Annotated in this window: 14 protein-coding genes; 4 read left to right on the top strand and 10 right to left on the bottom strand. The window is 36.2% G+C overall.

Annotated features, from left to right (window positions below; all coding sequences use genetic code 11):
* Positions 1–14 precede the first annotated feature (14 nt).
* The 3 genes from malQ (at position 15) to P0N36_RS09660 (ending at position 2,853) form a co-directional block, all read left to right on the top strand.
* Entirely contained in the window at positions 15–1,532 is a 1,518-nt protein-coding gene (gene malQ, locus P0N36_RS09670; RefSeq protein WP_275842639.1) for a 4-alpha-glucanotransferase, read from the top strand.
* A gap of 82 nt (positions 1,533–1,614) precedes the next feature.
* A complete protein-coding gene (locus P0N36_RS09665) occupies positions 1,615–2,346 on the top strand; it encodes a lysophospholipid acyltransferase family protein (protein ID WP_275842638.1) in 732 nt (243 codons plus the stop codon).
* Between the two features lie 123 nt (positions 2,347–2,469).
* Positions 2,470–2,853, top strand: a complete 384-nt coding sequence (locus tag P0N36_RS09660) for a hypothetical protein (protein ID WP_275842637.1) — start codon at positions 2,470–2,472, stop codon at positions 2,851–2,853.
* 44 nt (positions 2,854–2,897) lie between these two features.
* On the opposite strand, the gene P0N36_RS09655 is transcribed toward P0N36_RS09660, so the two are convergent.
* Together P0N36_RS09655 and P0N36_RS09650 are read right to left on the bottom strand one after the other, a co-directional pair.
* Complete coding sequence (locus tag P0N36_RS09655) at positions 2,898–4,160, bottom strand: MFS transporter (protein WP_275842636.1); 1,263 nt, start codon at positions 4,158–4,160, stop codon at positions 2,898–2,900.
* Between the two features lie 24 nt (positions 4,161–4,184).
* Positions 4,185–5,531 (bottom strand): APC family permease, encoded by a 1,347-nt coding sequence (locus tag P0N36_RS09650; protein WP_275842635.1) that lies wholly within the window; start codon positions 5,529–5,531, stop codon positions 4,185–4,187.
* Positions 5,532–5,762: 231 nt separating this feature from the next.
* Here P0N36_RS09650 and P0N36_RS09645 point away from each other — a divergent pair, with 231 nt between their 5' ends.
* Positions 5,763–6,335 carry a biotin transporter BioY gene (locus P0N36_RS09645; RefSeq protein WP_275842634.1) on the top strand — a complete coding sequence of 191 codons (573 nt, stop codon included), beginning with the start codon at positions 5,763–5,765 and terminating at the stop codon, positions 6,333–6,335.
* Positions 6,336–6,611: 276 nt separating this feature from the next.
* On the opposite strand, the gene P0N36_RS09640 is transcribed toward P0N36_RS09645, so the two are convergent.
* From P0N36_RS09640 to P0N36_RS09605, 8 genes are all read right to left on the bottom strand, one after another.
* Positions 6,612–7,574, bottom strand: coding sequence for a DegV family protein (locus tag P0N36_RS09640; RefSeq protein WP_275842633.1), 963 nt, complete (start codon positions 7,572–7,574; stop codon positions 6,612–6,614).
* A 45-nt stretch (positions 7,575–7,619) separates the two neighbouring features.
* Entirely contained in the window at positions 7,620–8,372 is a 753-nt protein-coding gene (locus P0N36_RS09635) for an amino acid ABC transporter ATP-binding protein (RefSeq protein ID WP_275842651.1), read from the bottom strand.
* A gap of 16 nt (positions 8,373–8,388) precedes the next feature.
* Positions 8,389–9,030, bottom strand: a complete 642-nt coding sequence (locus P0N36_RS09630) for an amino acid ABC transporter permease (RefSeq protein WP_275842632.1) — start codon at positions 9,028–9,030, stop codon at positions 8,389–8,391.
* A 127-nt stretch (positions 9,031–9,157) separates the two neighbouring features.
* Positions 9,158–9,940, bottom strand: coding sequence for an ABC transporter substrate-binding protein (locus P0N36_RS09625; protein WP_275842631.1), 783 nt, complete (start codon positions 9,938–9,940; stop codon positions 9,158–9,160).
* Between the two features lie 193 nt (positions 9,941–10,133).
* Positions 10,134–10,508, bottom strand: a complete 375-nt coding sequence (locus tag P0N36_RS09620; protein WP_275842630.1) for a hypothetical protein — start codon at positions 10,506–10,508, stop codon at positions 10,134–10,136.
* A gap of 193 nt (positions 10,509–10,701) precedes the next feature.
* Positions 10,702–11,265 carry a hypothetical protein gene (locus tag P0N36_RS09615; RefSeq protein ID WP_275842629.1) on the bottom strand — a complete coding sequence of 188 codons (564 nt, stop codon included), beginning with the start codon at positions 11,263–11,265 and terminating at the stop codon, positions 10,702–10,704.
* A gap of 196 nt (positions 11,266–11,461) precedes the next feature.
* Positions 11,462–12,439: a YbgA family protein gene (locus P0N36_RS09610; RefSeq protein WP_275842628.1), complete on the bottom strand. Its 978-nt coding sequence runs from the start codon at positions 12,437–12,439 to the stop codon at positions 11,462–11,464.
* A gap of 10 nt (positions 12,440–12,449) precedes the next feature.
* On the bottom strand, positions 12,450–14,303 hold the full coding sequence (locus P0N36_RS09605; RefSeq protein ID WP_275842627.1) for an alpha-amylase family protein: 1,854 nt from the start codon (positions 14,301–14,303) through the stop codon (positions 12,450–12,452).
* Positions 14,304–14,378: the final 75 nt, after the last annotated feature.

Genomic DNA, 14,378 nt, shown 5'->3' with positions numbered 1-14,378 from the left:
AGGAGGATTAACCTATGGGCACAGAACCCGTTAACATCATGGAGAAAAATCCAAGAAAATCCGGTATTATTGCACATCCCACTTCTTTCCCCGGTCCTTATGGTATTGGTGACTTAGGAAAAAGCGCTTATGCGTTTATTGATTTTTTAGAAAATTCTGGACAAAAACTATGGCAAGTACTGCCTATCGGACCAACCGGTTACGGCGACTCACCTTATCAATCTTTCTCTTCATTTGCCGGACAACCTTTAATTATAAGCCCTGATCGCTTATATGAGATGGGTTTGTTGGATAAAACAGATATTGATGATATCAAACCATGGGATCCAAGCAAAGTTGACTTTGGACCGGTTATTATGTATAAAAACAACTTGCTAAAAAAAGCTTTTGATAAATTCGAAGTGTTAGAAGACGATGCACTTCATAAGACCTTTAAAAGCTTCTGTACAAAACAAAAAACTTGGCTTAGTGATTATGCACTTTTTATGGCTTCCAAAGATTATCACGAAGGTGTGGTTTGGACAAAGTGGGATACTTCCATTGCGTTTCCAACCGAAGCTGATAAAAAGTCATGGACCAGAAAGTTGACCAAATCCATTAAGTATTATAAATTCCTTCAGTTTATTTTTTTCGATCAATGGTTTGCACTAAAAGCCTATGCTAATGAAAAAAATATTGAAATTATAGGTGATACACCAATCTTTGTGGCTTTTGACAGTGCGGATGTTTGGGCAAATAAAGAACTCTTCTATTTAGACGAAAAGGGGTATCCAACTTCTGTTGCAGGCGTACCACCTGACTACTTCAGTGAAACTGGGCAGCTTTGGGGTAACCCACTATATAACTGGGAAATGCACAAATCAACTAACTATGCTTGGTGGGTAGAAAAAGTTCGATATACCTTAACCTTAGTTGATATACTTAGAATTGATCATTTTAGAGGCTTTGAAGCTTATTGGGCAGTACCTTTTGATGCACCGAACGCTATATCAGGAGAATGGCGTAAAGGCCCATTCAAAGATTTATTTTATGCCTTCCAGGAAGCACTTGGTCATGATCTACCTATTATAGCGGAAGACTTAGGTGTCATCACTAGGGAAGTAGAAGATTTACGAGATACTTTTAATTTGCCTGGTATGAAAATTCTACAGTTTGGCTTTGAGACCGTTGAAGAAAATGGCTTCTTACCCCATCACTTCGTACCCAGTTCTGTCTGTTATACGGGCACCCATGATAACGATACCACCCTTGGTTGGTATCAAACCATACCTGAAGCTAGCAAGGACAAGATACGTCGTTACTTGAATACGGATGCTTCCCATATTGTGTGGGATATGATTCGGGCTTGTTTTGGTTCTGTATCCGTTATGGCCATCGTACCTCTACAGGACGTTATGAACTTAGATTCATCCGCAAGGATGAATATTCCCGGCATAGCCGGTGGCAACTGGCAATGGCGCTATACTGAAGATATGTTGAACCATGATCTTAGTGGTCGACTTAAAGCTATAACAACCTTATATGGCAGATAAGTCAAACTGATTTGTCAAATAGTCTATGATGGTGGTATAATAATGCAAGGTCTTTGATCAATCTACTATGAAAGGTGATTTTATGAGACGCATTCTTATACTACTGTTTTTTTTCCTTTCTTTTACCCTATCCTTGCCTCTTTTATTTTTAGGCATTTTTATTGAAAAATTCAATCGGAAAATGGCAAGAACCATAGCCGGTTACTATACCCGCTATTTGGCTTGGGGACTTATGACTCTAGCTGGCGTTCATTTTGTCGCAACCGGTATGGACAACCTAGACCCAAAAGATCATTATCTGTTTGTATCCAACCATCGTGGGCTTTTGGATACACCTACGCTGGCCCTTTATGCCAACAAGCCCCTCTCCTTTGTAAGTAAAAAAGAAATGGCAAAAGTTCCCATCCTCAAACAGTGGATGGACATGCTTGGATGTCTATTTTTGGATCGAAAAGATAACCGGTCTGCCGTCAAAACTATATTAAAAGGTATCGATAACCTAAAATCCGGGGATAATCTAGCTATATACCCACAAGGCACTAGAAGTCGGCAAGATGAGTTCCTACCCTTTAAACAAGGTAGCTTTAAATTAGCTCTAAAATCCGGTGTTAAAGTCGTTCCGGTTGCCATAAAGGGTACAGATGTTGTTTTAGAGGATAATGGTTTTAATGTTAAGCCTGCAAAAGTATATGTCCATTTTTTCCAACCTATAGATTTAGACGCTTGGGATGAAGCTTCAAGAAAGCATTGTGCTACAATCATCGGTGACCAGATTAAGGCAAAATACCAGGTATTTGGCGATTGTACATTATAAAAACCTATTTTAAAGATTATTGCCTTGCATTTTCAAAGTTACATGATAAAATGGATATAGTTATCTCCGAAATAAGGAGATCCTAAAGCATCATAAGAATTGAGTGTTCAGGAGGTATTACCCATGGAATGGTGGCAAATCTTATTAATTGTTCTCGCTGTCGTAGCCGTTGTTTTAGCTATCCTATACTTTGTAGGAAAGAAAATGCAAAAAAAAGCTGACGGCCAGCAAGCTATGATTGATCAACAAAAAATGACTGTAACAATTCTTGTTATTGATAAGAAAAAAATGCGCATAAAAGACTCCAACCTACCAAAGATTGTGCAAGATCAGGTGCCGGCTTATCTAAAGCTACGTAAGATGCCTTTAGTAAAAGCTAAAATAGGTCCTAAAATTTCGACACTTATGTGTGATGAAAAAGTCTTTAAAGAATTGCCAATCAAGAAAAATGTCAAAGTTGATATTGCAGGTATGTACATCATTGGTATCAAGAACTATAAAAAATAGGAAGACCCCCAATACTCCAAAATGTATTGGGGGCCTTTTTATTTTCAAACACTTATATCTGTAAGTTTAGGCTTGTACAAGCTGGGAAATAACTTTTTGTCAATTTTATAATTAACAAGAATGAGTCCTACCGTCGCAAATCCTATTATAGTTATGGTGAAAAAGGCAATGTCGAAACCAGTATACTGAATAATCAGACCCATAACACCTTTACCCACTACAGATCCAAGGAAGAACCCTACGTGAACGAGACTATTGACGCGCCCCCTATGTGAAGCCGGCACCCTTCTGCTGATAAATGGTGATGATCCCAACATGTTAACAATCTCACCTATGGTAAACATGAAAATCATAATAAAGAAAATATAATATTGTGGTTCATTAATAATAACCAGAAAACTCAGCGCATACAAAGTAACACCGATCATCATCTTAGGCATTTCATGACTTTTTCTTAGTAAATTCGTGATTATAGGTGTGAAAATAATAACCAGTCCACCATTAAAGCTCGCCAAATAGCCAAAATACCTGGCACCATCACTAAGAAAAAGCCGATTAAGATAGATTGGCAATGTAAACGTCCATTGATCATAAATAAAGGCGATTAGAAAAAAAGTGACAATCTGAATCCATATAGATTTTCTTTCTTTAAGAATTAGAAAAGTACGTTTTGTATCTAACTCATGGGACTCGTATTCGTTAATTTCCTCTTTACTTAAAGCATCTTGCTTAATAACAACCACAAAAACAACAATCAGGATTGTAGATAAAAAAGTCGTAAGACCGTCTATAACAAAGGCTAAGCTTAAATAGTTTTCAAATAGCATACCACCAATCGCTGCTCCGAAGACAAAGCCTAGATTATGTCCTAAATAGGACAATGAAAAAACTTTTTCCCGTTCAGCCGGCTTTGTCACATCTGAAATTAATGCTTCAAAAGCAGGACCTTCCATATTTGCAAATAAACCTGCTAAAGAGAAGCGTATCAACATATCAAAGCCTGGCTCAACAAAAGCACAACTGATAAAAAAAATAACACTTAATGTATCTAAAAATACGATGAGATGCTTCCTATTAAAACGATCAGCCAAACGACCACCCAATATGGTTGCGGGTAGATAAACCACACCTATGACAATTGCAACCAAAGCTGTCTGGGATTCTGTATACCCCATCTTGTTGACTAGAATCAAAGTCATTAAAGGCCATATGAAGGCGCCCATATTTGTGATAATCCTTGCAAAAAAAATGACATAAGCAGATCTGGATAATCCCTTATATTGAGCAAAAATACTATACATTTCCATCTTCATTCCACTCCCATGAAGCTTTTATTCTACTGAAGCTTCTTTTCTATAAAATAACAGTCCAATCAGAATAACAATAACCGATACAATCAAATACATGCCAATACTTGGATTAGTTATGCCCCCATAGAGTATAATCAGAGAACCAATCGTTGCAAAAATTGGTTTAATATACCGACTGAAAAAGTTAAGGTCCTTATAATTTTTTATATACCACATATATAAGAATACATACAAACCATAAACCAAAACAATAGGAATCTCATCTAGAGCTATGTATACACCAAAGGTTTCATTTAAACTAAAAAACCATAACAATAAATACCCAAAAGATAATGAGCCTGCTAATATTGCAGAATTTATTGGCATATTGGTTTTTTTATTGATTTTGCTGATTATTTTCGGTGCCGGCCCTTGGTTTCGAATCGCCAATGAATGTGGCACTCTAATACAAGACATGACCAGACCATTAAGCGTACCTAGACAAGATATGATGACAAATCCCGTTAATATAACAGATGCCGTGCTACCAAAGAGTTGATTGGTTACAATGTTAACCGCATTATCACCCTCTGATACGATTTCTGGTGTTGTAAGCACGCCTGCAATACCTAAAAAATAAAAGACATAGACCAAGAAAACAATTAAAGCACCTAGGGTTAATGCTTTTGGTAAATTTTTCTTAGAGTCTTTGATTTCTCCATTAATAGTGATTGCTACAGTCCAACCTTCATAAGCAAAAGCTGTGGCAACAACCGCTGATGCCAATGTTCCGCTGCTGCTACCAACACTGCTCATCGCCTCTGTAAAATTAGTCATTGTAACACCGTTAATTAAGCCGCTGATCATACCACCTACAGCTACAAGACTTAGAGGAATCAACTTAATGACTGTTGTTGTAACTTGAAATCGACCAGCAATAATAGGTGCAAAATAATTCATTAAATACGTCAACAACATATATATAACTGCCAAGATCCAAGTGCCTAATGCATTCGTTGGATTATCACTTCCAAGTAAGATCATGGTGTATAAAGCTGCAACCCAAGCCAATATCGCTGATAAAGGAGAGAAATACAAAACACCTTTAAACCAGCCAACAAGGTATCCGAACTTCTTACCATAGGCAACCTCAGAATAATCTACTATACCATTAGATTTTTCTATTCTTTGTGCAAACTCCGCAAAAACCAATGCACCAAAAATCATAGAAAAAGCACCTACCGCCCAAGCCACAAGTGCCAATATAATATTACCATCCGTTAGTGTCAATACATCATCTGCTTTAAAGAAAACGCCTGAACCAATAACGACACCTACCACCATCGCAATAGCGGTCAACAAACCATATTTTTTTTCTAATTGTTCCATAATAAGTATCCTCCATTTTTCATATGTTATGAGTATACAATATCTTGGAATTATATACAACTACTTTATTTTTTATCATATTAACGACTATTTCCCCTATTTTTTTCGTATATTTCGTGAAAAATATTTGCATATACGCCTTCATTGTTAACCGTCCTTTAGTAATGGTTGACAATCCAACTCTTTGATTTTATAATAGCTATGACACCTTAACCCAAAAAGGAGGACTTTATGAAACTTACTACACGAGACTTAATACTTACATCTTTATTCACAGCTCTAATGGTGGTTGGCGCACTCGTTAAAATTCCAAACCCATTTTTCCCATTGGTTCCTATAACCTTCCAACTTTTTTTCTGTGTATTTGCCGGCTTATTGCTTGGTTCAAAAAATGCACTCATGTCCCAAATCATCTATATTCTCCTCGGACTAGCCGGTTTACCCGTTTTTACAGGCGGTGGCGGCGTTGGTTATATCCTAAAACCCACCTTTGGCTACATTATCGGATTTGCTCTTGCTGCATGGCTAATTGGCATTCTAACCTCAAGACAAAAAAGCATTCGATTCCTCCCAATATTTTCTATATCAACTCTTGGCCTATTATCTGCCTACTTCGTTGGCAACATTTATTTCTATATGATCTACAACCTCTACTTAACTAAAGTCATGTCCTTTATTGATATTTCCATCATGATGTTACCCTATATGATCAAAGACTTCATTCTCATCGCCATCGCTGCCTATGTCGCCACCTTGGTCATACCGGTCTTGAAAAAATCCCAACACACAGAGATTATTTCTTAATCTATATAACCAACACAAAACTGATTAATTACAAGATAAAGGATCTTAATGAAATGTACAAGATATACGAAGTTTTAATACTTAAAATTATATGCTCCTTCTAGTATGATAAAGGAAGCCACTATTATCATTATAAGTCAGCATCGATCATGAAGTTCCTGGAATCAGACTGTGGAAGGGTTTTGATGGGACCCCTATACAAAAAACAAAAAACCCCTAAGCTTTATAATCCACTTAGAGGTCTAATATATCCATAAAACTATAATAAACAGTATTTTAATTTTTATCCTTCAAACTCCTAATAAGCTTGATCATCTCATTCTTCTTATCCATAAGGGCACTCATCTCATTGTAAACCAACCCATCATGCCTGTCACCTTTTTCAAAAAAATACATCGACAAAGCACCTAGCCCTACATGCGTACCTACTGAAACACCCATTTGCATAATATAAATATCACCAGTAAAATCTGTCTCATTTTCTAACTTAAGTTTCATATTCTCTGCAACCGTTAGATCTGAAGTATAACCAATAATAACAAAATCTGTTAATTCCAAGTCCACTCTATTAATAAAAGACTCAACATAATGGGCGAAAACTTTTTTACGACCTCTAACCTTGGCAACAATGGCACCTTTACCATTACGCATAGACATAATCGGTTTCACCTTCAGAACCTTCCCAATCATAGCACTCACATTGGTTAAGCGACCACTTTTAATTAGATTATCCAGATCATCCACCGATAACAAGTGCTTCACATTCGTCTTATAAGTCTCATTAAAATCAACCAACTCATCAAATGTAGCCCCTTGCTCTCTTAATAATGCACTTTTCAATAGTAAATAGCCACTACCATGGCTCATGCACTTTGAATCAACAACATGCATCTTATAAGGCGTCTCTCCGTATTTTTCTTCGAAGTACTCCAATGCCAAAAGTGCAGATTGATAAGAGCCACTGGTGCCACTAGACATACATATACATAATATTTCTGTATATCCCTGATCAATCGAAGCTTCAATAATATCAATATATTCCGTCGGACTGGGCATACCTGTTGTTGGTAGATTTTTCAAAGTCCCTAGAATGTTATATAACGTACCCGGTTGAATATCAACCCGATCTTTATAACTTTGATCTTCTATTAAGATACTCAATGGTGCCATGCTGATATTATACTTTTCCAATATTGCATCGGATAGATCACAGGTTGAATCTGCCATTAATTTAATCATAAGTCCTCCAAAAAGGCGTTATATGCCTGAATAGCTACAATAACTCTATACTATTTTTCTTAGGAAAGCTCTTGCTCTGTCCGTCTTCGGTTGATCAAAAAATTCTTTAGGATCGCCTTGTTCGACAATAACACCTTCATCCATAAAGACAACCCGCGTGCCTACTTCCCTGGCAAAAGCCATTTCATGCGTTACAACAATCATGGTCATGCCGTCTTTTGCCAGTTTTTTCATAACTTCAAGCACTTCGCCCACCAATTCCGGATCAAGTGCCGACGTCGGTTCATCAAAAAGCATTATTTTCGGTTTCATAGCTAGCGCTCTTGCTATGGCAACCCTTTGTTGTTGACCGCCTGAGAGTCTAGATGGATATTCATCTCTTTTGTCACTAAGACCTACCAGTTCAAGAAGTTCTTCTGCATAAGGTACAATAGCTTCTTTTGATTCTTTTTTTACAGTCATAGGACCGATAATAACATTTTCAAGTACTGTCATATGTGGAAATAAGTTAAACCTTTGAAAAACCATACCCAGTTCAGAGCATATTTCTGCCATCTTATGTTGAGGCAATTTCAACTGATTATGACCATTGTCATTGGCGTCTATCAGATCACCCTCTACATAGATTTCCCCTGAAGTAATACGTTCCAAATGATTTAGACATCTTAGTAGCGTACTCTTACCTGATCCACTAGGCCCAATGATACATAATACTTCACTTTTCTCTACATTCAAATCGATACCTTTTAAGACTTCAAGGGATCCAAATGACTTATATATATTCTTATATTCAATCATCATAATATAATCCCTCCTATTCGTATACTGAGTACTTAGCTTCAAGTTTTTGGAAAATCAAGGTAAAGATGGTGGTGAAGAATAAATAAATTACAGCTGCTATAGCATAATAAATTGAGTCACCATTGGAATTCACCATAATTCTAGACGTTCTAAGCAACTCTGTAATGCCCATGGTTGAGACAAGTGACGAGTCTTTCAAAAGCATAATAGCTTCATTGCCCACCGGCGGTATAAGACGCCTATAGGATTGGGGAATAATAATCTTAAACATGGCTTGATAATAACTGAATCCAAGTGCTTTAGACGCTTCCATTTGTCCTTTGTCTATAGATAAAATAGCTGCTCTGATGATTTCAGCTAAGTAAGCTGCAGAGTTCAAACTAAGAGCAATAATACCCGACATAAAAGCATTCAGTCTGATACCAATGCTTGGTAAGGTAAAGTAAATGACCAATATCTGTAACAACAATGGCGTTCCTCTAAATACCCATATGTAAGTCCAACTTATTGTGTTTAATACTTTGTTTTTAGAAATACGCGCTAATGCAAAAAACAGCCCGAATATCAAGCCGATGATTATTGCAATTATTGTCAACTGAAGGGTTATAAAAGCGCCCTCAAAAATCGCCAATAGCTGTTTCTGTGTCACTGCCATTACATCACGTCCTCACTTATGATGAATCAGAATCCATCATTATTATTTAGTCCATTATATATCTTGGGTTACACATTCGTCAAAGAAAAAAGAAAAACTCGCTTATGAAAAGCGAGTTCTCAAAAATCTAACGTAATTCTTCATCTATGTTAGAAACGTAATCGCCACCTAACCATTCTTCTGATATCTTAAGCATTGTGCCATTTTCTTGAAGGGTAACTAAAGCTGCATCAATTGATTCTTTTAATGCTGTGTTACCTTTTTTTATACAAACACCAATAGGTTCATTGGTCAATTGAGCTGTTGTGATCACATAGTCTTCTGAATTCTTTGATACATAATCAATGGCTACAGCATAATCAACAACAATGGCATCCAAACGACCTGTTTTCATATCAGCAAATGTTTGTGTGATATCATCATACTTTGTTATCTCAAAAGCTGTCATTTCCAGTTGCTTTTCAACGGCGATATCCGCTGTTGTACCAAGTTGAACGCCAACATTCTTACCTTCAAGATCTGCCGGTGTTTGAACAGATTCATCACCAGGCGCTACAACAATAACTTGACCGTTTGACAAATAAGGTTTTGAGAATTCAAATCCCTCTAGACGCTCTGGCGTGATACTAACCGATGATATAATGACATCATACTTATCTGAATTCAATCCCGAGAAAATACCTTCCCAAGCCGTTGGAATAAATTCAACCTCAATACCCATTTCAGCTGCTAAAGCTTTAGCAAAGTCAATGTCAAAACCAACCAACTCATTATCTTCATTCCTAAACTCCATTGGTGGGTAAGAATCATCAACCGCTATTGTTAACACATCTGCTGATTCTTCTTTAGCGCATCCTGCTACAACCAATACCATTACAAACAACATCATTATACTAACTATCTTTTTCATTTTATGCCCCTTTTCTTCAGAAAACATCGAATTATATCGATATTAACGATCTTGATTTGATCAGAATCATAATTGCATTCTGATACGTTATTATGCTAATGTTGCAACAAAACAGCACAACACCACAATAAATAAATTTTACTACGAAATAAGCATAATTGCAAGTGTTAGATGGGCATCTTTCATATTGTGACTATTTGTTCAATTTATTGAATATGGAAGTACGTATTGTATTCTTCGTGAAAATAATATTTGAATCCTCATTAATCAAAGCTTTACGAATGTACTCGATTTCTTCCTCTGTAAGCTCAACCGTTCTTGATGTTTTAGATCGAATTACTCTACTGTTTAAATCCTCTACAGCATCGGCTGCATTGCCTCTCTTATTAAAATAAAAAACGCCTTTATCAGAATCTAATACCCCATCATATTCCATATATATATGTTCAATTACCTTTTCAGTTATACCGGTGCAAGCACTTAATTTTGACAATTCATATTCACCATTATAATCGATGTAGTAGTAATTATCCTTAAGGGCACTTTCTCTTATCATAAAACCATTCATCCCATTTTCTCCTTAAACTAGGTCTATTATCTATAGCTTCAATTACCAATATATTATAACTTTTCCATAGGATAAAAGCAATCTTGTTAAGACTTAACTTTTCCTGCAAATAAGCAAAAACTGCCGAAAATGGTCTAAACGGCAGTTTTTGCTTATTACTTTATGATTTCTTTGTTTTATTCATGTGTTCAAACTACTTTACTTCAATAACACCAGTAACTGTACCAGTCTCATCTTCAACACTTGAATCCATATACTCTTGGCTTGCGAAGTATAAGTTACCCTCGATTGTATTATCTACCAAATGGAATCCGTCAGCTTCAACATATACATCACCAACAAATGTTCCACCTTGTAATCTGAAGTTTTCACTTCTTACAATTAAGCTTGGTGCTGTCAATGTGAATCTTTCAAGGACGTTACGATCAGCATCTTGAGTGTATAGACCAAGTTTTCTAGCGATTTCTTCTCTGTGTATAAATTCGCCTTCAACAACAAGATCTTCTTCTAACACGATGTCATTCAAAGTTGCTGCAAGCCAGAAACCATCAGCGCTAAGTGCTGCTACTAATGCATCACCTTCTGTAACGATTGATGCTGTACTAACTGCGTCAACTTCTTCTTCTGTTTCTTCTTCTGTCACTTCTTCTGCTACTTCTTCAGGTACTTCTTCAACTACCGGTGTTTCTTTTGCACAACCTGCAAAAACGGATGTTGCCATTACTAGTACTAGTATTAAACCAAATATTTTTTTCATTTAACTAACTCCTCTTTTTGTCAATCTATATATTGTTAACCATTTAACACATCCTATTATATCATATTGAAAATAGATTTCATAGATTACAAAAAGAACAAAACTAATTTCGCCTTATTTTATTATATTTAATTAATAATAATTTTATTAATATACAAAATGTCTTCTGCGATAATATCACCGTGTCCTTACATCATCACTTATCAACACCTTTACCTGAATCATTCACATCAATAAGAGCTTTAGGATACGCTTCAAAAATTGTTTGGTCTTTTAAGTATAAGTTATTGAAACGAATAGCCCAGGAATGAATAATGGATAATGGAACTGAGTATGGAATTTTGTGATTTTGGTAGTCTTCCATACGATCAAGGAAAAAAGCTTTTTCATCTTTATTTAGTTCTTTAGAAAAATAACCAAATAAGTGTAAAAGCATATTCATATTGCGTCCCTGTCGCATCGGATTTACAAAAGATCTTCGGAGCACTTCTTCATAAGCTTCTATAACTTCTTCTACCGGTTTATGCTCATGATTGGCCACAATCTTGCCTAGTACCTTTTGATTGGCTTGATGATAAGCCATTAACAGATACTTATTATCACTTTGAAATTTGACCAATGTCTTCATACTCTGACCTGCCTTGACTTTGTCAAAAGCTGCCATTGTGTAGATTCTAGTCAAAAAATGCTCTCTAATCTGATAGTTGCTAATACGTCCTTCATCTTCAACCGCCAACTCAGGAAAATACTCTAAAAAAGCTTTCCCAAAATATCCTTTTGTTTTTTTGGTCAAGGAACTTACACGCCCAGTTCCTTTGTACATCTTAACATCCTTGATGCCACAAGAAGGTGACCTACTTTTTAATACTGCACCATGAATGTTTTTCTTCTTAAGTTCGGTTAAGAAATTAGCAGAAAAAGTTGTCATATCCTCTGATACATCCTCACCCGTCATGGAATAGACCAATTTCTCTACATCATTTTCCATAATAATTCTTATAGCCTGTCTTGGTACACTTAGACCTATGGCAACTTCCGGACATTCTGTAATGATATTAACATGTGGTTTGATCTTCTTTATAAAAGCACTTCCTATAATGCTTCCGTCATAACGACAAGCCTTGTGTTCGATACATCTACTTACAAAAATCGTGGGCTTTTCAAATTCTCTCATGTTTAACCTCCTAGGCGTCTTGTGGTTTGGTTTCCTTTAACCAAAGACATTCATAAGGATAAAGGTGCAGTTCTTTTTCCTCAAGGGATACCACCTTACCCGTCAATTGATCCGTCATATACCCATAAAACCCCTTGTTTCTGAGTATCTTATTGCTTACATATTGATTGTTCTCACTAAAATTATAAAGAAAAAGCATACGTTGATTTTCTTCTTCCTTATAGAAAGTATATACCTGATTATGATTAGCGTCTATGATTTGTGCTTCAATTTTTCCATTTAAAAGTGGTTCGCCTTTTCGTATACGGATTAGATTTTGTGTAAATAGATATATAACCCCTTCATCTGTATAGGGATCATTTCTTTTTTCTGCCCTTTCCCAATCAAAAGAAGGTCTATGTACCCATCGGCCTTCTTTTGACTTATGGGCATCTTGTAAATAGCTTTGATCATTCATTGTGGCAATCTCGTCACCACTATAGATTAAAGGTATCCCTCTATGAGAAAAAATCAGAGCCGTAACCAGTTTGATTCTGTTTAAAGCAAAGGCACGTCCATGTGAATCTTTCCTATCCTGTGCTTTTTCAAGACCTAGCAATGAAGCTAATGTTCCATTGGTCCTTGCATCATGATTTCTTGGATTATACTGATAGACTTCACCTTTTGCAAAAGATCCTTCGTAGTCTCTTGAATAAAAATCTATTAAAAAATGTTTATGTTGATTAGGGTCAAGTCCAAATTGCTTAATAGCCTCTTCATTAAATCCCCAACCAATATCATCATGACAACGGATATAGTTCATAAAACAACCTGTAACCGGTACTTTGAATCTCTCATTATCGATTTTCATAAGACGCACATCTCTCGTTGCTAGACTGTTATAGATGTTAACCATAAAGTTAGCATTATATAAAATCCCACACTCCACATAATCGCTCGTGCCAAAATATTTGAAAATTTCATCCGGTTCTACTATGGCTTCACCCAATAATGCCAATGAAGGACATGCAATTTCTTTAACGCAATGTAGCATATGCATAAGCTTGTGAGCCTGAGCTAAATTCCTACAGGATGTATGGATTTCTTTCCATACAAATGCAATAGCGTCCAAGCGGATAATATTCACCCCTAAATTAGCTAAATAGAGCATAATATCCACCATTTTCTCGAAAACCATTGGGTTTTTAAAGTTCAAATCCCACTGAAAATCGCTAAAAGAAGTATACACCCATTTATCAATCTCAGATTTGTAAGTGAAATTTCCAGGGTGCTTATCCGGCAATACTTCCGGCACTGTAGCGTCATACAAATCCGGTATATCTCTACTATCATACATCATGTACATATCCTGATATTTTTTGTTACCTCTTAAAGCTTTCTTAGCCCATTCATGTGTATCTGCAGTATGGTTTAGAACATAATCAATACAGACAGCAATACCCGCATGCCTAAGCGCATCCATAAGCATAACAAAATCTTCTAAGCATCCTAGTTGAGGATTGATATCCATATAATCTTCGACAGCATACCCCCCATCGTTTTCCTCTTTTCTTGGCTTTAGCAAGGGCATTAAATGAACGTAGGTTATTCCAAGTTCCAATAGATAAGGTATCTTATTTATCATAAGTTTGATATTCCCGGCAAACAAGTCCACATACAGCATCATTCCAATCATATCTTCACTCATATACCAGTCATGTTCTCTTAAATCCAAAGCTTTTAGCTCTTCGCCCCTCTCTTTGGCTCTTTTTTCAATCACCTGCATAAGCGACTCAAAACTTTTACCACTTCCGCCTAAATCACTATAGAGTTCAAAATAAGCATTTCTTAAGTCTTCTCTCCATTTTTCTTTATCTTGTATCATCCTCATACCTCCGCTTGTGAAACTAATCTACGATATTAAAATAAAGGGCTGATTAACAGCCCTTTATTCATTATA

The organism is Petrocella sp. FN5 (assembly GCF_029210395.1).
Classification (GTDB): Bacteria; Bacillota; Clostridia; order Lachnospirales; family Vallitaleaceae; genus Petrocella.
Note: the sequence above shows the minus strand (reverse complement) of the source record. Positions and strands in the feature narration are given on the sequence as shown.

Excerpts from the sequence above, each read along its gene's own strand:
- malQ (WP_275842639.1), top strand. The coding sequence starts at position 15 with ATGGGCACAGAACCCGTTAACATCATGGAGAAAAATCCAAGAAAATCC.
- P0N36_RS09665 (WP_275842638.1), top strand. The coding sequence starts at position 1,615 with ATGAGACGCATTCTTATACTACTGTTTTTTTTCCTTTCTTTTACCCTA.
- P0N36_RS09660 (WP_275842637.1), top strand. The coding sequence starts at position 2,470 with ATGGAATGGTGGCAAATCTTATTAATTGTTCTCGCTGTCGTAGCCGTT.
- P0N36_RS09655 (WP_275842636.1), bottom strand. The coding sequence starts at position 4,160 with ATGGAAATGTATAGTATTTTTGCTCAATATAAGGGATTATCCAGATCT.
- P0N36_RS09650 (WP_275842635.1), bottom strand. The coding sequence starts at position 5,531 with ATGGAACAATTAGAAAAAAAATATGGTTTGTTGACCGCTATTGCGATG.
- P0N36_RS09645 (WP_275842634.1), top strand. The coding sequence starts at position 5,763 with ATGAAACTTACTACACGAGACTTAATACTTACATCTTTATTCACAGCT.
- P0N36_RS09640 (WP_275842633.1), bottom strand. The coding sequence starts at position 7,574 with ATGATTAAATTAATGGCAGATTCAACCTGTGATCTATCCGATGCAATA.
- P0N36_RS09635 (WP_275842651.1), bottom strand. The coding sequence starts at position 8,372 with ATGATTGAATATAAGAATATATATAAGTCATTTGGATCCCTTGAAGTC.
- P0N36_RS09630 (WP_275842632.1), bottom strand. The coding sequence starts at position 9,030 with ATGGCAGTGACACAGAAACAGCTATTGGCGATTTTTGAGGGCGCTTTT.
- P0N36_RS09625 (WP_275842631.1), bottom strand. The coding sequence starts at position 9,940 with ATGAAAAAGATAGTTAGTATAATGATGTTGTTTGTAATGGTATTGGTT.
- P0N36_RS09620 (WP_275842630.1), bottom strand. The coding sequence starts at position 10,508 with ATGAATGGTTTTATGATAAGAGAAAGTGCCCTTAAGGATAATTACTAC.
- P0N36_RS09615 (WP_275842629.1), bottom strand. The coding sequence starts at position 11,265 with ATGAAAAAAATATTTGGTTTAATACTAGTACTAGTAATGGCAACATCC.
- P0N36_RS09610 (WP_275842628.1), bottom strand. The coding sequence starts at position 12,439 with ATGAGAGAATTTGAAAAGCCCACGATTTTTGTAAGTAGATGTATCGAA.
- P0N36_RS09605 (WP_275842627.1), bottom strand. The coding sequence starts at position 14,303 with ATGATACAAGATAAAGAAAAATGGAGAGAAGACTTAAGAAATGCTTAT.